This is a genomic window from Aurantimonas coralicida DSM 14790, assembly GCF_000421645.1.
Taxonomy (GTDB): domain Bacteria; phylum Pseudomonadota; class Alphaproteobacteria; order Rhizobiales; family Rhizobiaceae; genus Aurantimonas; species Aurantimonas coralicida.
In genome coordinates, this window is record NZ_ATXK01000011.1 from 53,473 (window position 1) to 76,611 (window position 23,139).

23 protein-coding genes are annotated in these 23,139 nt (G+C 68.4%); 11 read left to right on the forward strand and 12 right to left on the reverse strand.

Annotated features, from left to right (window positions below; genetic code table 11):
* Position 1 precedes the first annotated feature (1 nt).
* Positions 2-1,855: a succinate dehydrogenase flavoprotein subunit gene (gene sdhA, locus H536_RS0118485; protein ID WP_024351861.1), complete on the forward strand. Its 1,854-nt coding sequence runs from the start codon at positions 2-4 to the stop codon at positions 1,853-1,855.
* A 40-nt stretch (positions 1,856-1,895) separates the two neighbouring features.
* On the opposite strand, the gene trmD is transcribed toward sdhA, so the two are convergent.
* The 6 genes from trmD to ffh form a co-directional block, all read right to left on the reverse strand.
* Positions 1,896-2,588, reverse strand: coding sequence for a tRNA (guanosine(37)-N1)-methyltransferase TrmD (trmD, locus tag H536_RS0118490; protein ID WP_024351862.1), 693 nt, complete (start codon positions 2,586-2,588; stop codon positions 1,896-1,898).
* 7 nt (positions 2,589-2,595) lie between these two features.
* A complete protein-coding gene (locus H536_RS0118495; protein ID WP_024351863.1) occupies positions 2,596-2,898 on the reverse strand; it encodes a putative quinol monooxygenase in 303 nt (100 codons plus the stop codon).
* A 108-nt stretch (positions 2,899-3,006) separates the two neighbouring features.
* Positions 3,007-3,591: a ribosome maturation factor RimM gene (gene rimM / locus H536_RS0118500; RefSeq protein WP_024351864.1), complete on the reverse strand. Its 585-nt coding sequence runs from the start codon at positions 3,589-3,591 to the stop codon at positions 3,007-3,009.
* A 156-nt stretch (positions 3,592-3,747) separates the two neighbouring features.
* Positions 3,748-5,259, reverse strand: coding sequence for a sensor domain-containing diguanylate cyclase (locus H536_RS0118505; RefSeq protein WP_024351865.1), 1,512 nt, complete (start codon positions 5,257-5,259; stop codon positions 3,748-3,750).
* A 121-nt stretch (positions 5,260-5,380) separates the two neighbouring features.
* Positions 5,381-5,803 (reverse strand): 30S ribosomal protein S16, encoded by a 423-nt coding sequence (gene rpsP / locus H536_RS0118510; RefSeq protein ID WP_009207926.1) that lies wholly within the window; start codon positions 5,801-5,803, stop codon positions 5,381-5,383.
* Between the two features lie 86 nt (positions 5,804-5,889).
* Positions 5,890-7,443: a signal recognition particle protein gene (gene ffh, locus H536_RS0118515; RefSeq protein ID WP_009207925.1), complete on the reverse strand. Its 1,554-nt coding sequence runs from the start codon at positions 7,441-7,443 to the stop codon at positions 5,890-5,892.
* 528 nt (positions 7,444-7,971) lie between these two features.
* Between ffh and H536_RS0118520 the strand changes: the two genes are divergently transcribed.
* From H536_RS0118520 to H536_RS22800, 8 genes are all read left to right on the forward strand, one after another.
* Positions 7,972-8,241, forward strand: a complete 270-nt coding sequence (locus tag H536_RS0118520) for a hypothetical protein (protein ID WP_024351866.1) — start codon at positions 7,972-7,974, stop codon at positions 8,239-8,241.
* A gap of 185 nt (positions 8,242-8,426) precedes the next feature.
* On the forward strand, positions 8,427-9,581 hold the full coding sequence (locus tag H536_RS0118525) for an NADH:flavin oxidoreductase/NADH oxidase (RefSeq protein ID WP_024351867.1): 1,155 nt from the start codon (positions 8,427-8,429) through the stop codon (positions 9,579-9,581).
* 46 nt (positions 9,582-9,627) lie between these two features.
* Positions 9,628-10,542 carry a diaminopimelate epimerase gene (gene dapF, locus H536_RS0118530; RefSeq protein WP_051141652.1) on the forward strand — a complete coding sequence of 305 codons (915 nt, stop codon included), beginning with the start codon at positions 9,628-9,630 and terminating at the stop codon, positions 10,540-10,542.
* Complete coding sequence (gene mtaB, locus H536_RS0118535) at positions 10,542-11,864, forward strand: tRNA (N(6)-L-threonylcarbamoyladenosine(37)-C(2))-methylthiotransferase MtaB (RefSeq protein WP_024351869.1); 1,323 nt, start codon at positions 10,542-10,544, stop codon at positions 11,862-11,864. Before dapF ends, mtaB begins: the two co-directional genes overlap by 1 nt.
* 3 nt (positions 11,865-11,867) lie before the next feature.
* On the forward strand, positions 11,868-12,158 hold the full coding sequence (locus H536_RS0118540) for a hypothetical protein (RefSeq protein WP_024351870.1): 291 nt from the start codon (positions 11,868-11,870) through the stop codon (positions 12,156-12,158).
* A 152-nt stretch (positions 12,159-12,310) separates the two neighbouring features.
* On the forward strand, positions 12,311-13,627 hold the full coding sequence (ftsY, locus tag H536_RS22795) for a signal recognition particle-docking protein FtsY (RefSeq protein WP_421461443.1): 1,317 nt from the start codon (positions 12,311-12,313) through the stop codon (positions 13,625-13,627).
* A gap of 84 nt (positions 13,628-13,711) precedes the next feature.
* Positions 13,712-14,374 (forward strand): septation protein A, encoded by a 663-nt coding sequence (locus H536_RS0118550; protein WP_024351872.1) that lies wholly within the window; start codon positions 13,712-13,714, stop codon positions 14,372-14,374.
* Positions 14,375-14,417: 43 nt separating this feature from the next.
* Positions 14,418-15,221, forward strand: coding sequence for a tellurite resistance TerB family protein (locus H536_RS22800; RefSeq protein WP_024351873.1), 804 nt, complete (start codon positions 14,418-14,420; stop codon positions 15,219-15,221).
* A gap of 41 nt (positions 15,222-15,262) precedes the next feature.
* Here H536_RS22800 and H536_RS0118560 read toward each other — a convergent pair whose 3' ends face one another.
* From H536_RS0118560 to ccmA, 6 genes are all read right to left on the reverse strand, one after another.
* Positions 15,263-15,826, reverse strand: coding sequence for an NUDIX hydrolase (locus H536_RS0118560; protein ID WP_024351874.1), 564 nt, complete (start codon positions 15,824-15,826; stop codon positions 15,263-15,265).
* An 83-nt stretch (positions 15,827-15,909) separates the two neighbouring features.
* Entirely contained in the window at positions 15,910-16,569 is a 660-nt protein-coding gene (locus tag H536_RS0118565) for a DsbE family thiol:disulfide interchange protein (RefSeq protein WP_024351875.1), read from the reverse strand.
* Positions 16,566-16,757, reverse strand: a complete 192-nt coding sequence (gene ccmD / locus H536_RS0118570) for a heme exporter protein CcmD (protein WP_024351876.1) — start codon at positions 16,755-16,757, stop codon at positions 16,566-16,568. Before ccmD ends, H536_RS0118565 begins: the two co-directional genes overlap by 4 nt.
* A gap of 10 nt (positions 16,758-16,767) precedes the next feature.
* Positions 16,768-17,526: a heme ABC transporter permease gene (locus H536_RS0118575; RefSeq protein WP_024351877.1), complete on the reverse strand. Its 759-nt coding sequence runs from the start codon at positions 17,524-17,526 to the stop codon at positions 16,768-16,770.
* Positions 17,527-17,614: 88 nt separating this feature from the next.
* A complete protein-coding gene (ccmB, locus tag H536_RS0118580) occupies positions 17,615-18,274 on the reverse strand; it encodes a heme exporter protein CcmB (RefSeq protein ID WP_024351878.1) in 660 nt (219 codons plus the stop codon).
* Positions 18,271-19,014, reverse strand: a complete 744-nt coding sequence (gene ccmA, locus H536_RS0118585) for a heme ABC exporter ATP-binding protein CcmA (protein ID WP_244495478.1) — start codon at positions 19,012-19,014, stop codon at positions 18,271-18,273. Before ccmA ends, ccmB begins: the two co-directional genes overlap by 4 nt.
* A 346-nt stretch (positions 19,015-19,360) precedes the next feature.
* On the opposite strand from ccmA, the gene acnA reads away from it, so the two are divergent.
* Complete coding sequence (gene acnA, locus H536_RS0118590; protein ID WP_024351880.1) at positions 19,361-22,120, forward strand: aconitate hydratase AcnA; 2,760 nt, start codon at positions 19,361-19,363, stop codon at positions 22,118-22,120.
* A 239-nt stretch (positions 22,121-22,359) separates the two neighbouring features.
* Positions 22,360-23,127 carry a DUF1223 domain-containing protein gene (locus H536_RS0118595; RefSeq protein WP_051141653.1) on the forward strand — a complete coding sequence of 256 codons (768 nt, stop codon included), beginning with the start codon at positions 22,360-22,362 and terminating at the stop codon, positions 23,125-23,127.
* Positions 23,128-23,139 lie beyond the last annotated feature (12 nt).

Consider the following 23,139-nt stretch of genomic DNA (forward strand, 5'->3'; position numbering starts at 1 on the left):
CATGGCCACGAACGGCACGAACGCAAACGGCCAGCCGCACCGCACGGCGCCGTCCCAGAACGGCAAGGCCTACGAATTCACCGACCACACCTTCGACGTGGTCGTGGTGGGCGCCGGCGGCGCCGGCCTGCGCGCCACCCTCGGCGCGGCCCAGGCCGGCTTGAAGACCGCCTGCATCACCAAGGTCTTCCCGACCCGCTCGCATACGGTCGCGGCCCAGGGCGGCGTCGCCGCCTCGCTCGGCAACATGGGCAAGGACGACTGGCGCTGGCACATGTACGACACCGTCAAGGGGTCGGACTGGCTGGGCGACCAGGACGCCATCGAATATCTGGTCCGCAACGCGCCGGCCGCCGTCTACGAGCTCGAGCATTTCGGCGTGCCCTTCTCGCGCACCGAGGATGGCCGCATCTACCAGCGTCCCTTCGGCGGCATGACCACCGAATTCGGCCAGGGCCCGGCCGCGCAGCGCACCTGCGCCGCCGCCGACCGCACCGGCCACGCCATCCTGCACACGCTCTACGGCCAGTCGCTGCGGTACTCCTCGGAGTTCTTCATCGAGTATTTCGCCATCGATCTGATCATGGACGAAGAGGGTGTGTGCCGCGGCGTCGTGGCGCTCTGCCTCGATGACGGCACCATCCACCGCTTCCGCGCCAAGAAGACGATCCTGGCCACCGGCGGCTACGGCCGCGCCTATTTCTCCGCCACCTCGGCCCATACCTGCACCGGCGACGGCGGCGGCATGGTGCTGCGCGCCGGCCTGCCTTTGCAGGACATGGAATTCGTGCAGTTCCACCCGACCGGCATCTACGGCGCCGGCTGCCTGATCACCGAGGGCTCGCGCGGCGAAGGCGGCTATCTGACCAATTCCGAGGGCGAGCGCTTCATGGAGCGCTATGCTCCCTCGGCCAAGGATCTGGCCTCGCGCGACGTCGTCTCGCGCTCGATGACCATGGAGATCCGCGAGGGTCGCGGCGTCGGCAAGAACAAGGACCACATCCACCTGCACCTCGATCATCTCGATCCGGCGGTGCTGGCCGAGCGGCTTCCGGGCATTTCGGAATCGGCGCGGATCTTTGCCGGCGTCGACGTCACCAAGGAGCCGATCCCGGTGCTGCCGACCGTCCATTACAACATGGGCGGCATCCCGACGAACTTCCACGGCGAAGTCCTGACCAAGAAGGACGGCAATGCCGATACGGTCGTGCCGGGCCTGATGGCCGTCGGTGAGGCCGGCTGCGTGTCGGTCCACGGCGCCAACCGCCTCGGCTCCAACTCGCTGATCGACCTAGTCGTCTTCGGCCGGGCCGCAGGCCTTCGCTGCGCCGAGACGGTCAGCGCGTCGGAAGAGCAGCCCGACCTGCCGGCCGGCGCCGGCGACAACGCGCTCGCCCGCCTCGACCGCTTCCGCTACGCCAATGGCGCGACGCCGACGGCGGAACTGCGGGCCGACATGCAGAACACCATGCAGTCCAACTGCGCCGTGTTCCGCACCGGCGAAATCCTCGACGAAGGCCACACCAAGATCCACGAGGTCTGGAAGGCGTCGGACGACATTCGCGTCACCGATCGCTCGCTGATCTGGAACACCGACCTGATCGAGACGCTGGAATACGACAATCTGATCGCCCAGGCGGTGGTGACGATGGATTCGGCGCGCAACCGCACCGAGTCGCGCGGTGCCCATGCCCGCGAGGATTTCCCCGATCGCGACGACGCCAACTGGATGAAGCACACCCTGTCCTTCTGCGACACGGTCGCCAAGACCGTCACGCTCGAGGATCGGCCGGTGCACACCTACACGCTGTCGAACCAGATCGACTACATCGAGCCGAAGAAGCGGGTCTACTAGGACCCGTCGGCGGGCTTCGGCCCGCCGGCTTTCGCCTCGACTAGCGGGACTTGCCCGGCAGGAGGTCGGGCCGCCGTTCGCGGGTCAACCGCTCGGCCTCGGCGTGGCGCCAGCGCGCCACGGCGCCATGATCGCCCGAGGTCAGCACCGGCGGGATCGTCCGGCCCTCCCATTCGGCCGGCCGGGTATAGTGCGGATGCTCCAGGAGCCCGCCCTCGAAGCTCTCCGCATCGCCCGACACCGCATTGCCCATGACGCCGGGCAGAAGCCGCACCACCGCGTCGAGCAGCACCAGCGCGCCGACCTCGCCGCCCGACAGGATGTAGTCCCCGATCGAGATTTCCTCGAGGCCGCGTCCCGCGATCACCCGCTCGTCGACGCCCTCGAAGCGGCCGCAGACGATCACCGCCCCCTCGCCCGCCGCCAGCTCGCGGACCCGTTCCTGGGTCAGCGGCCGGCCGCGCGGGCTCATCAGGATGCGCGGCCGGGTGTCGGCCTCCGGCGCGGCGTGGTCGAGCGCGGCCGCCACCACGTCGCTGCGCATGACCATGCCCGCGCCCCCGCCCGACGGCGTGTCGTCCACCATGCGATGACGGCCGATGCCGAAGTCGCGGATCTGCACCGTCTCCAGCGAAAAGTCCCCGCGCTCCAGCGCGCGGCCCGCCAGTGATACGCCGAGCGGGCCGGGAAACATCTCCGGATAGAGCGTCAGGATGGAGGCGCGGAAGCTCATGGCCGGATCAGCCGAGCGGCTGGACGGCGCCGGCTTCGATGATCTTCAGGTCGCGGTGCAGCACCTCGACCGAAGCCAGCGCGGCGCGCCAGGCGGCCACATGATCGGACTTGGCGTGCCGCTCCAGGTCCTCGCGGGTCTCCCATTCCTCGTAGACGCGCAGAAGGCCGGGCTCGACCATGTCCTCGGCGAAAGAATAGACGATGCAGCCCTGCTCCTCGCGGGTCGCGGCGATGACGGCGCGGGCCGCCTCGCGCACCCGGTCGAGATCGGCCGGGTCGAGACGCTGGATGCCGGAAACGATGATCATGTGTGTCCTCCCTCGAAAAAGCGGCAGCCGGCCCCCTCGCCGGCGTGCCTACCGGCAGGTGGTTACGCAATCGGACCGTGCGAGTAAACTGCGCGCCGGGCGGCCGTCCTAGCGCTCCATGCGATCGGCGCCGCCTTCGGCCTCGCCGCCGTCCTCCGGCTCGTCGTCGGGCGTCGCCAGTCCGGCGGGGCCCGGCTCCACCACCATCAGCCGCCGCTCCGCGTCGATCACCGGGATCGCCGCCTCGGAGAAGGGGATCATCAGGGTCTGCCCCTTGGTCGGGCGGATCTCGACGATGTCGCCGGCGTTGAAATCGTGGAACGCGATGACCGTGCCGACGGCCTCGCCCGCGACGGTCTCGACCGTGTAGCCGACGAGATCCTCCAGATAGAACTCGTCGTCGTCCTCCGGCTCGGGCAGCACCGAACGATCGACGAAGAGCTCGCGCCCGTTCAGCCGTTCGGCGTGGTTGCGGTCGGCGACCTCCTTGAAGCGGACCATGACGACGTTCTTGGCGACCCGCGCCGACAGCACCGTGTAGCGATTGCCGGAAGCGTCGACGAGCGGCCCGTAGGCGCCGAGATCGGTCGGGTCGGCGGTGAAGGAGCGCACGCGGCACTCGCCCTTGATGCCCTGGGCCCCGCCGACGACGCCGAGAAGGACCGGGTTCTCGAGCTTGCCGGTCTCAGACATGGGCGATCTCGCCATGGGACGGATCGCGCTGTGCGCTCGGGACCGCTTGCTGCATCGGGAACGACTCATTCATTCGGGGTGGGACGCGGCGGCGACAATAGCCCGCCCCGCCCGCCTTGGCGACAGCGGGTGTACGCCAGACGCGTGACCCCCGCCTCAGTTCACCAGCGACTGCCCTTCGCGGCGGCGATCGCGCTTCTCGTCGGCATAGTGCTTGCGCTTGGCCTCGTACATGCGGGCGTCGGCGCGCTTGACCGTCGCTTCCAGCCGCTCGCCGGCCTCGGCCGTCGCCACGCCCAGCGAGAAGGACAGCTCCGCGCCGGTGTAGAACTGGTTGTTGACCTCGACCAGCTCGACGATGTTCTGGGCCATCTGCAGGCCGTCCTCCTCGCTGCTGGCCGGCATCATCACCACGAATTCGTCGCCGCCGATGCGGGCCACATGGCAGGGCTCGCGCACCGCCTCGTTCAGCACCTCGCCGGCCCGGCGCAGCAGCGCGTCGCCGGCCGCGTGGCCCATCACGTCGTTGACCGTCTTCAGGCCGTTGAGGTCGGCGACGATGATCGTCACCGGCGTCGGGCCCTTGCGCTCCAGCCGGTTCAGTTCGTCGACGAAGAACGACCGGTTGTAGAGCTTGGTCAGGATGTCGTGCTTGCCGAGATATTCCAGATAGGCCTCGGCCTTCTTGCGGGCGGTGATGTCGGTCAAGGCGACCTGCACCAGCGACCAGTCGCTTTCGCGCCCGGGAAACACCGAGAACTGCATGTGGACATGGAGCTGGTCGCCGCTGAGGCTGTAATTGACCACCTCGCGCTGCTGGAACAGCTTGCCCTCCCACAGATCGACGAGCTGCTCGCGGAAATGCTGCTCCATGGCGTCGCGGAACACCTCGCCCAGCCGGCTCAACAGATCGTCGCGGCTCTCCGCGCCGAACAGCTGCAGCGTGTGCTCGTTCACATCGATGACGCGGATCTCGGACAGGCACCGGCTGACGAAGTCGGGATGGACATCGACGAAGGTCCGGAAATCGGTGATGCCGCGCTCCCGGACATCGTCGATCAGCGCCTTCACCTCGGAGAAATCCTCGACCCACAGCGAGACGGGCGAATATTCGAACAGGCCGCGGGCAAAGCTCTCGCTGACCGCCAGTTCCCGGCGCTGGTCCTCGCGCTCGGTGACGTCCTCGGTGGAAATCAGCAGCCGTTCCCAGTCGCTCTCGTGGCCGGGCAGGAGCCGCGCCTTGAGCTGCACGTCGAGGCGCTTGCCGGTCAGCGTGTAGTTGACCGCATAGCTCTCGAACTCGGTCTGCCCCTCCCAGAGCTGGATCAGCTCTTCCTTGTGGCTGTCGAGCATGTCGCCCGAAAAGACCTTGTCGAGATTGTCGCAGATGTTCTGGAAATTGTCCGCCTCGAACAGGTCGAGGGTGCACTGGTTCACGGCGATCAGCCGGATCCTCTGTGCCGCGGCGGCGACGCGCGACGGATCGGCGTCAAGATGCTCGCGAATCGAGATGATTCCCGCGGCGCGCCATTCCTCGAACAGCGCCTTCACCCCGCTGTAATCCTCGATCCACAGCGGCACGGGGGCCAAATCGAAGATCGCAGTCTCGGCCCAGCCATCGGGGCCGTTTCCGAGGCCGTCGGCCGGGTCCAGTCTTGCATCGGGCATGTGAAGCAGTATCCCTCCTGAGGACGACCGCTCCCGGAACATTCCGATGCCGCCCTGCTCAAACGGCGCCCAGAGGCGCCGTTTGCACAAGGATGATGCTACGCCAAGCTTACTTGACGCTTTACTCGGCGGAAGCGGCTTCCTCAGCCGGAGCCTCTTCGGCCGGCGCGTTCTTGGCGGCTTCGGCCTCGGCTGCGGCGGCCGCGGCGTCTTCCTCACGCTGCTTGCGCTCGGCCTCGCGCTCCTGGGCCTTCTTGCCCGGCAGGCCCTTGGTCGGGTTGGCGCGGGACGGACGGCTCATGATGCCGGCCTGGTCGAGGAAGCGCAGGACGCGGTCGGTCGGCTGTGCGCCCTCGGCGAGCCAATGCTTGATCCGCTCCTCGTTCAGCGTGACGCGCTGGGCGTCCTTCGGCAGCATCGGGTTCCACGAGCCGAGCTGCTCGACGAAGCGACCGTCGCGCGGCGAGCGGGCGTCGGCAACGACGACGTGGTAGTAGGGCCGCTTCTTGGAGCCGGCACGGGCGAGGCGCATCTTCAGGGGCATGGGTCTTGTCCTTTGGTTCGAGATCGGCGGCGCGCCGATCGGTTCGATAGTGCGTGTTCAGGTCGTTCGGTCGGGCCGGATGGCCGTCACTTCTTCTTTGCCGGCAGTCCCGGCAGCCCCGGGAAACCGCCGCCGGGCATGCCGCCCGGTCCGCCGATGCCGGGGGGAAGTCCCTTGGGAAGGCCGGGCATGCCGCCGCTCTGCGCGGCCTTGGCCATGGCTTCCAGTTCCTTGGGGTCCATCTTCGACAGGTCGGGCATGCCGCCGGGCATTCCGCCCATGCCGCCGAGGCCCATCTTGCCGGCCAGGCCGCCCATCATCTTGCCCATCATGCCACCCTTGCCCTTGCCCATGGACTTCATCATGTCGGCCATCTGGCGGTGCATCTTGAGCAGCTTGTTGATCTCGGCGGACGAGGTGCCCGAGCCGGCGGCAATGCGCTTCTTGCGGCTGTGCTTGAGGATGTCGGGATTGCCCCGTTCCTTGGCGGTCATCGAGGAGATGATGGCGAGCTGCCGCTTCAGCATCTTGTCGTCGAGGCCGGCGGCGGACATCTGGTCCTTCATCTTCCCCATGCCGGGCATCAGGCCCATCATGCCGCCCATGCCGCCCATCTTCTGCATCTGACCGATCTGATCGGCGAGGTCGTTCAGGTCGAACTTCCCCGACTGCATCTTCTTGGCCATCGCCGCGGCCTTTTCCGCGTCGATGTTCTCGGCGGCCTTCTCGACGAGGCTGACGATGTCGCCCATGCCGAGAATGCGGTCGGCGATGCGCGAGGGATGGAAATCCTCCAGCGCATCCATCTTCTCGCCGGTACCGATCAGCTTGATCGGCTTGCCGGTGACGGCGCGCATGGACAGCGCCGCACCGCCGCGGCCGTCGCCGTCGACGCGGGTCAGGACGATGCCGGTGATGCCGACGCGCTCGTCGAAGGAGCGGGCAAGGTTCACCGCGTCCTGGCCGGTCAGCGAATCAGCGACCAGCAGGATCTCGTGGGGCTCGGTGGTCCGCTTGATGTCGGCCATCTCGACCATCAGCGGCTCGTCGATATGGGTCCGGCCGGCGGTATCGAGAATGACGAGGTCGTAGCCGCCGAGCTTGGCCGCCTGCTTGGCGCGGGCGGCGATCTCCACCGGGCCCTGGCCGGCGATGATCGGCAGGGTGGCGACGCCGGTCTGCTCGCCGAGGACGCGCAGCTGCTCCTGGGCCGCCGGGCGCCGCGTATCGAGCGAGGCCATCAGCACCTTCTTGCGCTGACGCTCGGTGAGACGCTTGGCGAGCTTGCCGGTGGTCGTCGTCTTGCCCGAGCCCTGCAGGCCGACCATCATCAGGACGACCGGCGCCGGCGCGTTGAGGTCGATGGCGACCTGCTCGCTGCCGAGCGTGGCGATCAGCTCGTCATGGACGATCTTGACGACCATCTGGCCGGGCCTGATCGACTTCAGGATTTCCGCGCCGACGGCCTTGGCGCGCACGCGATCGGTGAAGTCCCGGACCACTTCCAGCGCGACGTCGGCCTCCAGCAGCGCCCGACGGACCTCGCGCAGCGCAGCCGCCACATCCTTGTCGGACAGGGCGCCGCGGCCGGTGAGGCCGTTCAGGATGGACCCGAGGCGGTCCTGGAGTGAATCGAACATGCGTGCTTCCTTCCCGGCCTTCCGAACAGAGCCGGAAGGTGGTTCGCTTCGATCCGAACTGCAAACCCGCCTGTGCTCAAGCCACTGCCGGATGGGCAATGCTCAAAGCAGGATCGCATCCGCGGGCGAAACTCGCTGGCGGATGTTGACCTCCGTGCGGCTCTTGCGAGAGGGGCACGGTCGGCGGGTCGCGGACAGATGTCGCGGATTTGCGTCTGCAGAAACACCGACCGGCCGCCAATGTCAAGTTTCGCGGCCCCTGCGGAACGTCGGGACGATCGAAGCCGGCCCTGCGGCGGACACTCTGGCGGCGCCGGTCATGGGGTCATCGCCGGCCGGAGGCGACGACGCCGTCACCCGTTCGCCTGTCGATAGCCGGGCACGGAACGAATACCCCCCTGCGGCATTCTGTGGCGGAACGACGCATGGCGATCCTCGCCGTTGCCGATCCTCCTGCGAGGCTTCGGCCGGGACCGACGCGTAGCCCGGCAGCCCTTGGCTGCCTTTTGTTGGAAGTGGAGTCCCCCTGTGAGCGACCTTCGTGAACCAGAACGCGAGCGCACCGTCATCGTCAACAACGACCGCGGTGGAAACGGCGGCGGCGGCGGCGGTGGTAGCTGGCTAATCGCCGGCATCCTGATCGTCGTGGTCGTGATCGGCGCCTTCTTCATCTTCGGCGATGGCCTGCTCGGCGGCGGCGCCGGCGGTGGTGCCGACACCAATGTCTCGATCGACACGCCGGACGTGAATGTCGAGGCCCCGGATGTCGGCGGCGACGCACCGGCACCGGCCAACTGATCCAGTTCCACCGGCGGCCGGGCGATCGGCCGCCGGTTTTCGTTCAGGGCCGGTCGACCGGCGCGCCACCGCCCTGTTCCCGTGATCGCCGCGCCCCGAAGACGCAGCGTCCTCGCCGCAGGGCTTGAACATCGCGGCGTACCGGCGCATTCGGAGAGCCTCACGCTTCACGGAAGGCCGCCTGAATGGACACGCAGACCCCGGATTCGGACATCTCGCAGACGCTCAGCCCGCTGTTCACCCCGCTCGAACTCGGCGCATTGCGGCTGGAAAACCGCATCATCATCGCGCCCATGTGCCAGTATTCCGCCGATGACGGATCGGCCACCGACTGGCACATGATGCATCTCGGCCAGCTCGCCATGTCCGGCGCCGGCCTGCTGATCCTCGAAGCCACGGCCGTCTCGCCCGAAGCCCGCATCACCCACAAGGATCTCGGGCTCTATTCCGATTACAACGAGGCGGCGCTCGCCCGCGTCCTCGATGCGATCGCCGTCCATTCCCAGATGCCCGTCGCCATCCAGCTCGGCCATGCCGGCCGCAAGGCGTCGAGCGCCGAACCCTGGGCCGGCGGCCAGCAGATCGCCCCGACCGATCCGACCGGCTGGCAGTGCGTCGCGCCCTCCGCCCTTCCCCATTCACCCGGCGAAGTGGCGCCGACCGCCCTCGACGCTGAAGGCCTGCAGAAGATCAAGGACGATTTCGTCGCCACCGCCCTTCGGGCCGTGCGTCTCGGCATCGTCGGCATCGAGCTGCATTCGGCGCATGGCTATCTCCTGCACCAGTTCCTGTCGCCGATCTCGAACCGGCGCGACGACGAATATGGCGGCAGCGTCGAGAACCGCATGCGCTTCCCGCTGGAGGTCTTCGACGCGGTCAGGGCGGCCGTTCCCGCCGACATTCCGGTCTGGGTCCGCCTGTCGGCCAGCGACTGGGTCGAGGGCGGCTGGGACATCGAGGGCTCGATCGCCTATTCGAAGGCGCTGGAGGCACGCGGCGCCGCAGCGATCCACGTGTCATCCGGCGGCGTCTCGCCCGACCAGAAAATCCCGCTCGGACCCGGCTACCAGGTGCATTTCGCCGAGGCCGTGAAGGCCGCGGTGTCGATCCCGGTGATCGGCGTCGGCCTGATCACCGAGGCGCGCCAGGCCGAGGCCATCATCGCCGAGAACAAGGCCGATGCCATCGCCATCGCCCGCGCCATTCTCTACGAGCCACACTGGCCGTGGCATGCGGCGGCCGAGCTCGGCGCCTCGGTGCGCGCGCCCAAGCAGTACTGGCGTTCCCAGCCGCGCGAGTTCAAGGCGCTGTTCAAGGACGCCGCCTTCGGCCAGCGCTGAGCGCGCGATCCTTTCAATCGCGCCGCGCATCGGCCATATAACCGGCATGACCGACAGCGCCGCACGAGATACGGATTTGAGCGTGGCCTTCGCCCGGATGAACGGGCTGGGCAACGAGATCGTCGTCGCCGATCTTCGCGGATCGGCGGCGCGGATTTCGGCCGCGGCCGCACGCGCCCTCGCCGAGGATCCGGCCACCCGCTTCGACCAGATCATGGCGATCCACGACCCGCGGCTCGACGGCACCGACGCCTATGTGCGGATCATCAATCGCGACGGCTCGGAGGCCGAGGCCTGCGGCAACGGCACGCGCTGCGTGGTGCAGGCGCTCGCCGCCGAGACCGGCCGCCACGACTTCACCTTCGAGACCCGCGCCGGCATCCTGACCGCCTTTGAGCGCGACGACGGGCTGATCGCCGTCGATATGGGCCGGCCGCGCTTCGGCTGGTCCGAGATTCCCCTGTCGGAAGAGTTCAGCGACACAAGGGCGATCGAGTTGCAGATCGGGCCCATCGACGCGCCGATCCTGCATTCGCCCTCGGTCGCCTCCATGGGCAATCCGCACGCCATCTTCTGGGTCGATCGGGACGTGTGGAGCTACGAGCTCGACCGCTTCGGGCCGGTGCTGGAGAACCATCCGCTGTTTCCCGAGCGCGCCAATATCTCGATCGCGCAGGTCACGGGGCCGGACGCGCTTACCCTGCGGACCTGGGAACGCGGCGTCGGCCTGACCCGCGCCTGCGGCTCGGCCGCCTGCGCCGCCGCCGTCTCGGCGACCCGCACCCGGCGCACCGGCCGCATCGTCACGGTGACCGTGCCCGGCGGCGACCTCCTGATCGACTGGCGCGACGACGACCATGTCATCATGACCGGGCCGGCCGAATGGAACTGGTCGGGCCGTCTCGATCCCGCGACCGGCGCCTATATGCGCGACGAGATGGCGACGCACGAGCCGGCCTGATGGGTGTCGAGATCGTCTCCTTCGGCTGCCGGCTCAACACCTACGAGGCCGAGATCATGAAGCGCGAGGCCGTGGCGGCGGGCCTCGACGCCGATCCGCGCGGCGCCATCGTCTTCAACACCTGCGCCGTGACGTCGGAAGCCGTGCGCCAGGCCCGCAAGCAGATCCGCCGGGCAAGGCGCGAGAACCCGGAGGCGCGGATCGTCGTCACCGGCTGCGCCGCCCAGACCGAGCCCGACCGCTTCGCCGAGATGGGCGAGGTCGACGCCGTCCTCGGCAATGACGCGAAGCTGACCGCCAGCGCCTATCGCGCCCTCCCCGATTTCGGCGTCGCCGCCGAGGAGAAGGTCCGCGTCAACGACATCATGAGCGTCACCGAGACCGCCGGCCACATGGTCGACGCGATCGAGGGCCGTGCCCGCGCCATCGTCCAGGTGCAGAATGGCTGCGACCATCGCTGCACCTTCTGCATCATCCCCTTCGGGCGCGGCAATTCCCGCTCGGTGCCGATGGGCGCCACGGTCGACCAGGTGAAGCGCCTTGTCGCCGCCGGCTACAACGAAGTGGTGCTGTCGGGCGTCGACATGACCTCCTGGGGGGCGGACCTGCCCGGCGCGCCGAAGCTCGGCCAGCTTGTCCAGGCAATCCTCAGGCATGTGACGGACCTTGCCCGCCTGCGGCTGTCCTCGATCGATTCCGTCGAGGCCGACCCGGCGCTGATCGAGGCGATCGGCTCCGAGACCCGGCTGATGCCGCATCTGCACCTCTCGCTGCAGGCCGGCGACGACATGATCCTGAAGCGCATGAAGCGCCGCCATTCGCGCGACGACGCCATCCGCTTCTGCACCGACATCCGGGCCGCGCGGCCCGACATCGTCTATGGCGCCGACATCATCGCCGGCTTTCCCACAGAGACCGACGCCATGTTCGAGAACTCCATGAAGCTCGTGGAGGATTGCGGCCTGACCCATCTTCACGTGTTTCCGTTCTCACCGCGCGAGGGCACGCCGGCGGCCCGCATGCCGCAATTGCCGCGTGACATCGTCAAGGACCGGGCGATGGCCCTGCGCGCCCGCGGCGAAACCGCCCATCGCGCGCATCTGGCGAACCTCGTCGGCACGCGGCAATCGGTGCTGGTGGAACGCAACCAGCGCGGCCGCTGTGCCGATTTTACCCTTTGCGAGATCGAGGAGGGCCTCCCCGGCTCCATCCTCGACGCTATCATTGTGGGCGAACGCGGTGGCAGACTGGTCGCCCGCCCCGATATCCTTCGTTCCGGCCCGCCCGGAACATCCTCCGACCATCTGAGAGAACTGACGTAAGCCATGGCTGAGCAAAAAGGCTTCTTCCGCCGCATCTTCTCCTTCGGGTCGGACAGCGAAACCGATCGCACGCCCGAGCATGGTGATACGCCGCGGCCGTCCGATACCGAATTCGGCGCGCCCGACTCGCCCGATCCCGACGTCCGCCCGAAGGCGGCGGCCAGTTCGGTCGCCGATTCGGAGGCCGGTGCCGACGTCAACGACGGCGGCGGCATCACCCCGCTGGCCGAAATGGCCGAGCATTCCAACGCGGACCAGGCTCAAAAAAAAACGCTGAACTCGGGCCAGAACTAGAGCCGGACACCGAGACGGCGGACTTTTCCTGGCTCGAGGAACCGACGCCGGCCGAGCCCGCCGACGAGAGCGAGTTCGCCTTCCTGGGCGCCGACCCCGCCGAGCGGCTGGGCGAACATGCCGAGCCGGAGGTTGCGGCGCCCGTCGAGCCGCTGGCGGGCGAAACCCGCGAGACCTCCGAGATCGCCGATGCGGTGGCGCCCGGCATCCCGCCGGCCTCCGACGCCGATCATCTCGACGGGCACAATGACGACGCGCTGTCGTCCGGCGACGAGGATGCCGACTTCTCCTGGCTGGACGCGGATCTGCCGCCGGAGGACGAGGAAGACGGCGAGGCGCCGGTCGCCGAGCGGGTCGATCCGTCTTTCGACACAGCCGATACGCCCGAGCCCGACATCGCGCCGCCGCCGGCCTCCGCGCCCGAAGGCGACCGGGCGCCCCTGCCCGTCCCGGCAGCCACGCCGCGCCCCGCACCCGATGCCGCCGCGGGCTTCCGCCTGCGCGAACAGGCCCCGGCCGCTCCCGAACCGGTGCCCGCGCCCCGCGTGCCCTGGCTGCAGCGCCTGCGCGAGGGGCTGGCGCGTTCCTCCACCCAGCTCACCGGATCGATCGGCGCGATCTTCACCAAGCGGCGGCTGGACGAGGACACGCTGCAGGATTTCGAGGACGTGCTGATCCAGGCCGATCTCGGCGTCGAGACCGCCCTGAAGATCACCGACCGCCTGTCGGAAGGCCGCTTCGGCCGCGAGATCAGCGGCCAGGAGGTGCGCACCATCCTTGCCGAGGAAATCGAGAAGGCGCTGGACCCCGTGGCTCTGCCGCTGGAGCTCGACCTGGCCAAGAAGCCGCATGTCATCCTGGTGGTCGGGGTCAACGGCACCGGCAAGACCACGACCATCGGCAAGCTGGCCGCCAAGCTGACCCGCGGCGGGCTCAAGGTGACTCTCTGCGCCGGCGACACCTTCCGCGCCGCCGCCGTCGAACAGCTGAAGATCTGGGGCGAGCGCACCCAGTCCGAGGTCGTCGCCAAGGCGATCGGCGCCGATGCGGCAGGCCTTGCCTATGAAGCCTACGACCGGGCCGTCGAGAACGATTCCGACGTCCTGATCATCGACACTGCCGGTCGCCTGCAGAACAAGACCGAGCTGATGGCCGAGCTGGAGAAGATCGTCCGCGTGCTGCAGAAGCGCGAGCCGGACGCGCCGCATACGGTGCTTCTCACCCTCGACGCCACCACCGGCCAGAACGCCATGAACCAGGTCGAGATCTTCCGCAACGTGGCCGGGGTCAACGGCCTCGTCATGACCAAGCTCGATGGCTCGGCGCGCGGCGGCATCCTCGTCGCCATCGCCGCCAAGTTCCGCCTGCCGGTCTATTTCGTCGGCGTCGGCGAAGGCATCGACGATCTCGAACCCTTCAAGGCGAAGGACTTCGCCGCCGCGATCGCCGGCACCACCACGTCGGCCTGACCGGCGAAAATTCGCCGCGACGGGCGGTCACGCCTCGCATTCGTCGCGATCAGTTCCGATATGGACCGGGAATAGGGAGTCCGCATGTCGCACCACATTCTCGAGGAAGAGCCGAACAGCCCGGCGCGCAAGGAGATGAACCCGCTCCTGAAATTCGCGCTGGAGCTGGGCCCGCTGATGGTCTTCTTCTTCGCCAATTCGCGCGGCGAGCAGCTCGCGGCGACATTTCCGATCCTGAAGGAGTTCGGCGGGCCGCTGTTCATCGCCACCGGCCTGTTCATGGCGGCCATGGCGATCTCGCTGGCGGTCTCTTGGGCGATCACCAGATCGCTGCCGATCATGCCGCTGGTCACCGGCGCGGTGGTGCTGGTGTTCGGCTCGCTGACCCTGTGGCTGCAGGACGAGACCTTCATCAAGATGAAGCCGACCATCGTCAACGGCCTGTTCGCCGCGGTGCTGCTCGGCGGGCTGCTCTTCGGCAAGTCGCTGCTCGGCTACGTCTTCGACCAGGCCTTCAAGCTGGACGCCGAGGGCTGGCGCAAGATGACCCTGCGCTGGGGCCTGTTCTTCATCTTCCTGGCGGTCGTCAACGAAGTCGTCTGGCGCAATTTCTCGACGGATTTCTGGGTCGCCTTCAAGGTCTGGGCGACGATGCCGATCACGATCGTCTTCATGCTGACCCAGATCCCGCTCATCAAGCAGCATTCGACCGAACGACTGGCCGGCGCGGAAGACACCGGCCGCTAGGCCGTCCCGTACCGACATCTTCACAACCAAGAGGCCGACCGACATGGACATGCAGAAGCTTCTCGGAGAATTCCTCGGCGCCGGAAACCAGGGCGGCCGCCATCCCGGCGACCAGCGATCCGGCCAGGGCCAGGGCGGCTCGATCGTCGACCAGCTCGGCGGCATGCTGCAGGGGCGCGGCGGGTCCGGCTCGGGGCTCGGCGGCATGCTCCAGGGCGGCGCCGGCTCGGCCATCGGCGGTGCGCTGCTCGGCGGCCTCGCCTCCAGCCTGTTCCGCGGCAAGGGCGTGCGCAAGCTCGGCGGCACGGCGCTGAAACTCGGCGGCGCGGCCGTCGTCGCGGGCCTCGCCTACAAGGCCTATCAGAACTACCAGGCCAGCCAGGGCACTGCGCTGCCCAACGCCCAGCCGACGCCGCGCCTGCCCGACGAAGCCCGCGCGCCGGCCGAGATCCCCGCCCCCGAAGGCACCGGCTTCCTGCCGGCCGGCGACGAGGAGGCCCATGCGCGGCTGATGCTGTCGGCGATGATCGCCGCGGCCAAGGCCGACGGCTATATCGACGCCGAGGAGCAGCAGGCGATCTTCGGGCGGATCGACGAGATCGATCTCGACGCCGAGGAAAAGGGCTTCGTTATGGACGAGATGCGCCAGCCGATGAGCATCGATGCGCTGGCCGCAAGCGCGACCACGCCGGAACTGGCGATGGAGATCTACACCGCCTCGGTGCTGGCGATCGATCCCGACCATCCCGCCGAGCGGGCCTATCTCGACCTTCTCGGCGCACGGCTCAACCTGCCGGCCGAACTGACCGCCGAAATCCGCCGCACCGCCGGCGAAGTGCAGGACTGAGGGGCCCGAAGGTGGCCGTCCTCGGCTGAACTCCGGCTCGATCAGAACTCGCCGACCGGCAGCGCCCGCCCATCGGGCATCGTGTTGCCGGTCGCCTTGTCGGGATTGGTGAAGGGCACCGGCAGCGCGCCCTCCTGCGCCGCGCGGTCATGGTTCAGCGCCCAGTGGACCGAGGGAAACGCCAGCTCGTCCCAGGGAATGTCGTCCCAGGCGAAGAGGTCCACCGCCTGGCTTTCGATGCCCGGCGCAATCGTCGGTTCGGCAAGGCTTGCCCGGTAGATCAGCTGCACCTGGCTGATCCGCGGCACCGAATAGACCGCCAGTAGCCGCTCGATGGCCAGCTGAGCCGTCGCCTCTTCGCGCGCCTCGCGCCGCGCCCCGTCCTCGGGTGTCTCGTTCAGCTCCAGATAGCCGGCCGGAATGGTCCAGAAGCCCTGTCGCGGTGCGATCGCGCGACGGCACAGCAGGATCCGGCCGTCATGGCGGACCACCGAGCCGACCACGATCTTCGGGTTCTCATAGGCGACGAAGCCGCAAGTGTCGCAGATCTTGCGGGCGACGTCGTCGCCCTCGGGCGTACGCAGGGAAAAGGATGTCTCGGTCATGCGCCCCATATGGTTCGGCGCGGCTGCCCGGGAATATGCACGCGGATCGGCACGCCGCGACCGAACGTCCGGCGCCGACCCGGTCAGCTCGTCGGCGCAGTGCCCTTCGAAGGTCCGGCGAGGACGCGCTCCACCGCCGGCAGGAGGCCGGTCTTCACCGCCTCGGGCGTGAACGGTCCCGTCTGCTTGAAGACGATCTCGCCATCCGGCGCGACGAGGAAGCTCTCCGGCACGCCATAGACGCCCCAGTCGATCGTCGCCGAGCCCTTCTGGTCCACGCCGATCGCGGCATAGGGATTGCCCAGCGACTCCAAGAACTTGCGGGCGTTCTCCGGCTTGTCCTTGTAGTTGATGGCGACCAGCTTGAAGCGATCGTCCTGGGCCAGATCCATCAGCAGCGGATGCTCGTCCCGGCACGGCCCGCACCAGGACGCGAAGACATTGACCAGCACCGGCCGGCCATCGCCGAAGCCGGTGAGGTCGAGCGCCGGCATCGGCCCGCCGTCGGGACCGGAAACGCCGTCCAGCGCCGGCAGCACGGTCTGCGGCGCCGTCTTGCCGATCAGCACCGAGGGGATCTGCTGCGGATCGTGGCCGGAGACGAGCTGGTAGAGAAAGATCGCCGCAAGACCGCCGAACAGCACCAGCGGCAGCGCCACCAGCCAGTTGCGGCGGGGTCTGGGGGCCTTCGTCACGGTCTCGGCCGCCGGCGCCGTCGGCAGCGTCGTCGGATCGTCCGTCATCGCGTGGCCTCCGCGCCGCTGACGGGCGCGGCCGCGGCCGAGCGGCGACGAATGCCGCGCGCCTCGAGGTCCTTCAGCGCCCGCTTCTGGGCGCGGGCATCGAGAAACACCCAGGCCGCGATCCCGACCAGCGCCAGCACGGAGATGGCGTAGGCCGAGCCGATGAAGCCGATATAGTCGTTCTGCATGATGGTATCCTCAGGCCTCTGCGCGGCGGGCCGCCAGCCGCGACAGCGCCGCCACGCGCCGGCGCAGCACTTCCGTGCGCATCGCCGTCAGATGCAGGGCGAAGAACAGAAGCGTGAAGCCGGCCGCCGAGACCAGCAGCGGGATCAGGAAGACCGGCGGCATGGCCGGCCCGTCGACCCTGATGACGCTGGCGCTCTGGTGCAGCGTGTTCCACCAGTCGACGGAGAACTTGATGATCGGGATGTTGACGAAGCCGACGAGCACGAGGATCGCCGCAGCCTTCGCGCTGCGGCCCGGCTCGTCCAGCGCCCGGGTCAGCGCGATCAGCCCGAGATACATCAGGAACAGGATGAACACCGAGGTCAGCCGGGCATCCCAGACCCACCAGGTGCCCCACATCGGGCGGCCCCAGATCGAGCCGGTGATCAGCGCCAGCGCCGTGAACACCGCGCCGATGGGCGCCGCGGCCTTGACCGCGACGTCGGCCAGCGGATGCCGCCAGACCAGCGTGCCGAGCGCCGACACGCTCATCACCGTCCAGATCATCATCGACAGCCAGGCGAAGGGCACGTGGATGAACATGATCTGCACCGTCGCGCCCTGCTGGTAGTCCGGCGGAGCGCGAAAGCCGAGGGTCAGGCCGACCGCCAGCGCGATGAGCGCCAGGGCATAGAGCCATGGCTGCAGCCTGCCCGACAGCTCCAGGAAGCGGGTCGGATTGGCCAGGATCGTGAAGCGCGACGGCTTGGCGGCGGACATGTCGGTCATGGGTCCAGTCTAGAAGGTCTCCAGCCAGCCGGCAAACATACGATTTCGTCAGGATTGCGCCGGCGACCCGCCTGCCGAAGGCGCGGTCTCAATCGGCCCCCGCCCGCAGCGCCGCGCCGGCGGCGATCGGGCCAAGGGCGCCGAAGAGCAGCGTCAGCGCGCTCAGGATCAGGAAGGGCGGCAGGAAGGGGTCCGGCTCGTTGACCGCCCCGTAGGTCGCCGAGACGCCGAAGATCAGCACCGGGATCGCCAGCGGCAGGACCAGCACCGAAACCAGGAGCCCGCCGCGCGGCAGCGCCACGGCGACCGAGGCACCGACGGCGCCGATGCAGATGATCGCCGGCGTACCGACCAGCAGCGTCAGCATGACAGCGCCGATCGCCGGCGGCTCCAGCGCCAGGAACAGGCCGAGCACCGGCGCGGCGAGCACCAGCGGGAGGCCCGAGGCGACCCAGAGGGCGGCGCATTTCGCCAGCACCACCAGCGCCATCGGCGTCGGGCCGGTCAGGAGCAGGTCCAGCGTGCCGTCCTCGCGGTCGGCCTGGAACAGCCGGTCGAGGGTGAGCAGCGCCGACAGGAGCGCGCCGATCCACAGGATGGCCGGTCCGATCCGCGACAGGAGATTGAGGTCGGGGCCGACGCCGAAGGGGATCGTCGCGACGACGGCGAGGAAGAAGATCACCGCGGTCATGGCGCCGCCGCCGCCCGACAGGGCCAGCCGCAGGTCGCGGCGGAAGAGTGCGATCACAGCCAGCCCTCCGCGGCGGCAAGCTCCGCCGCATCGATGGAAGGCGCCGCGTGGTCGACGTCGCGCGCGGCATGGGCGGACGGCGCCAGGTCCAGCGTCAGCGTGCGGGACAGCCCGAGCGGCTGGTGGGTGGCGGCGATCACCAGCCCGCCCGCCGCCACATGCGCCTCGACGATCTCGGCGAATTTCAGCTGCGAGCCGGCATCCAGCGCCGAGGTCGGCTCGTCGAGGATCCAGACCGGCCGCGGCACGAGCAGCAACCGGGCGAGGCTCGCCCGCCGCTGCTGGCCGGCCGACAGATAGCCCTGCGGCAGATGCGACAAATCGGGCAGCCCCAGCGCGTCGAGGCAGTCGGCGATCGACCGGCCGCAATCCCTGCCGCCGCCGAGATAGCGCCGCCAGAAGGCGAGGTTCTCGCCGACGCTGATATTCGGCTTCATCGCGTTGCGGTGGCCGACATAGTGGGCGATCTCCGCCAGTGTGCGGGCCGCCTCGCCGTCCGGTGCCGTCGCGCCCGTCACGTCGATACGACCGGCGACCGGCGGCAGCAGGCCGGCCAGCGTGCGCAGGAGCGTCGACTTGCCGGCGCCGTTCGCCCCCGTGACGACCAGCGCCTCGCCTGCCGCAATGCGGAAATCCAGCGGCCCGGCTGCGGCCGCTCCGCCACGCCCGACGACCAGCCCCACGGCGGTCGCGATCGGCCCGCTCACGCCCGGCCCGCGGCGGAAATTGCGTGACATTGCACCGGCCTGCAAAGGCAGGGCGCGACGCGCGGCGGCTGGTGGGCGCCGGTCCGGCACGGCCAAGTCCTTGTCATGTCCGCCTTTTTCTGCACTGCAATGGATTTTCCGCCCCAAGGCCATCTGGCCCTTTATAGCCGTTACAAACTTGCCTATAACGACCGCAACCACACCAGCGACCGGCGTGGCAACAATTCAGCGCCGATCTCAGGGTCCCCGTCCGGCACCGGCGGGCACCGGGGCGGACAAGCGGAAATGGTCGCACCCGCATCTTCGAGCGCTTTTCCGCAGCGCTCAAGGCCGTTCGCCCTTCGGACTTATACTGGTCGAGAAGGAACGAAGCCAATTGTCCCACGCACCCGACAGTTTCAATAGCCGCAGGACGCTCTCCGTGGGCGGCAAGGACTATGTCTATTACGACCTGAAGGAAGCCGAGAAGAACGGCCTTCAGGGCGTAGCCCGCCTGCCCTTCTCGCTGAAGGTCCTGCTCGAGAACCTGCTGCGCAACGAGGACGACCGCACGGTCAAGGCGGACGACATCCGCGCCCTCGCCCGCTGGATCGAGGACAAGGGTTCGGCCGGCCACGAGATCGCCTACCGCCCGGCCCGCGTGCTGATGCAGGACTTCACCGGCGTTCCCGCCGTGGTCGACCTCGCCGCCATGCGCGACGCGACCCGGAATCTCGGCGCAGACCCCAAGAAGGTGAACCCGCTGGTTCCGGTCGATCTGGTCATCGACCATTCGGTGATGGTCGACTTTTTCGGCCAGAAGGATTCCTTCACCAAGAACGTCGACGCCGAATACGGCCGCAACGGCGAGCGCTACACCTTCCTGCGCTGGGGCTCCGAGGCCTTCGAGAACTTCCGCGTCGTGCCTCCCGGCACCGGCATCTGCCACCAGGTCAATCTCGAATATCTCGCCCAGACCGTCTGGACCCGTCACGAGAACGGCGAGACCGTCGCCTATCCCGACACGCTGGTCGGCACCGATTCCCACACCACCATGGTCAACGGCCTGTCGGTTCTGGGCTGGGGCGTCGGCGGCATCGAGGCGGAAGCGGCCATGCTCGGCCAGCCGATCTCCATGCTGATCCCGGAAGTCATCGGCTTCCGCATGGACGGCAAGCTGCCGGAAGGCACCACCGCCACCGACCTCGTCCTGACCGTCACCGAGATGCTGCGTCGCCGCGGTGTCGTCGGCAAGTTCGTCGAGTTCTTCGGCCCCGGCCTGTCGAACCTGACCCTCGAGGACCAGGCGACCATCGCCAACATGGCCCCCGAATACGGCGCCACCTGCGGCTTCTTCCCGATCGACAAGGACACGATCGCCTATCTGGAGGCGACCGGTCGCGACAAGGACCGCATCGCGCTGGTCGAGGCCTACGCCAAGGCGCAGGGCATGTACCGCGAGGACGGCACGCCGGACCCGGTCTTCACCGACACGCTGGAACTCGACCTGTCGACGGTCGTCCCGTCGCTGGCCGGCCCGAAGCGTCCGCAGGACCGCGTCGCGCTGACCGAGGCGGCGACCAAGTTCGTCGACGCCCTGGCCGAGATCAAGGGCGGTCGCAAGAAGAGCGAGACCCCGCAGTCGAACGCCGATTCGCGCTACATGGACGAAGGCGCGGTGCCGCCGAACACGACCCCCGGCGACGTGCGCCATCCGGTCGAGGGCGCCGAGCACGGCCTGGCCGACGGCGACGTGGTGATCGCCGCGATCACCTCCTGCACCAACACCTCCAACCCGAACGTGCTGGTTGCCGCCGGTCTCGTCGCCCGCAAGGCGCATGAGAAGGGCCTCAAGGTGAAGCCCTGGGTGAAGACCTCGCTGGCCCCCGGCTCGCAGGTGGTCACCGAATATCTCGACAAGGCCGATCTGCAGAAGGATCTGGACGCGCTGGGCTTCAACCTCGTCGGCTATGGCTGCACGACCTGCATCGGCAATTCCGGGCCGCTGCCGGAGCCGATCTCCGAGGCGATCACCCAGAACGACCTCGTCGCCTGCTCGGTGCTGTCGGGCAACCGCAACTTCGAGGGCCGGGTCAATCCGGACGTGCGGGCGAACTATCTCGCCTCGCCGCCGCTGGTCGTCGCCTATGCGCTGGCCGGCTCGATGTTCGTCGACATCACCAAGGAGCCGCTCGGCCAGGATCAGGACGGCAACGACGTCTATCTGAAGGACATCTGGCCGACGACGCAGGAAATCGCCGAGATCGTCCGCAAGACGGTCACCCGCGACATGTTCGAGAACCGCTATGCCGACGTCTTCAAGGGCGACGAGCACTGGCAGAAGATCGAGGTGTCCGGCGGCCTGACCTACGACTGGGACGACCGCTCCACCTACGTGCAGAACCCGCCCTATTTCGAGGGCATGAAGCAGGAGCCGGAGGCCGTGCAGGACGTCAAGGGTGCGCGCATCCTCGGCCTGTTCAAGGATTCCATCACGACCGACCACATCTCCCCTGCCGGTTCGATCAAGAAGGACGGCCCGGCCGGCGACTACCTCGTCAGCCATCAGGTCCGCCCGGTGGACTTCAACTCCTACGGCGCGCGCCGCGGCAACCACGAAGTCATGATGCGCGGCACCTTCGCCAACATCCGCATCAAGAACGAGATGGTGCCGGGCGTCGAAGGCGGGGTGACCTGCCACCAGCCGTCCGGCGCGCAGATGCCGATCTACGACGCGGCGATGAAGTACAAGGACGAGGGCGTGCCGCTCGTCATCTTCGCCGGCAAGGAATACGGCACCGGTTCGTCGCGTGACTGGGCGGCCAAGGGCACCGTGCTCCTCGGCGTGCGTGCGGTCATCGCCGAGAGCTTCGAGCGCATCCACCGCTCCAACCTCGTCGGCATGGGCGTTGTGCCCTTCGTCTTCGCGGAGGAAGGCACCTCCTGGCAGTCGCTCGGCATCAAGGGCGACGAGAAGGTGACCATCGACGGCCTGACCGAACTGAAGCCGCGCCAGATCCTGGAAGCCCGGATCGAGGCGTCCGACGGTTCGGTGCAGACGGTGAAGATCCAGGCCCGCATCGATACGCTGGACGAGCTGGAATATTACCGCAACGGCGGCATCCTGCAGTACGTCCTGCGCCGCCTCGCCGCCTGATGGGCGATCCCGGCAGGTCCCTGCGGCCCGCCTGACAATCGAAGCCGCCGGTTCCACAACCGGCGGCTTTGCCATGTCGGCGACCCGGCACTCTCCGTCACCGGCAAGTGACTAGCGGGTGTTCGTCCCGACCTCTAGGTTCGCATCATGAACACAGCCCACGACAGATCCCTGCGGCCCTGCGCCGTCACGCCGAGCATGGACCTGCCGCTCGTGCGCAGCGTCTCGCCATGAGGCCGATGTTCGCGGGTCTGTGCGCGCTCCTCGCCGCGTCGCTGCCGGTCGCACAGGCCGCCGGCGCCGGGCAGATCGAGATCCGGCCCGTCCAACAGGTCGTCGAGCTCTTCACCAGCCAGGGCTGCTCGTCCTGCCCGCCCGCCGACCGGATTCTCAGCCGGCTCGCCGTCGAACCCGGCATCCTCGCCCTCGCCTATCACGTCGATTACTGGGACTATATCGGCTGGCGCGACACCCATGGCTCCAGCGAGAACACCGAGCGCCAGCGCGCCTATGCCGCGGCCTTCGGCACCACCACCATCTACACACCGCAGGTCGTCGTGAACGGCGTTGCCGACGCCATCGGCTCGCATGAGGGCAAGGTCCGCGCCTTGATGGACGATCATCCGCTGAAGGCGGCCGGCAAGGGCGCGAGCGTCACCATGCGCGTCGACGACGACCGGCTGCATATCACCGCCGACGTCGCCGGCGCCAAGGCCGGCGGCCGTCAGCCGGTGCTGATGCTCGTGACCTATGACGACGAGACCCGGACGGCGATCGACCGCGGCGAGAACCGCGGCACCACCATCGTCAACAGCCATGCGGTACAGGACTGGCGCATCCTCGGCATGTGGTCCGGCGAACCTTTGCAGGTCGATTTGCCGCTGGAGATGCTGACGCGCCCCGAAGGCGAGAGCCGGGGCTGGGCGGCGCTGCTGCAGTCGGTGACCGACGAGGGCAAGCCCGGCCCGATCCTGGCGGCGGCACAGGTCGAGTTCCACCAGCGCTGAGCGGCAATGCCC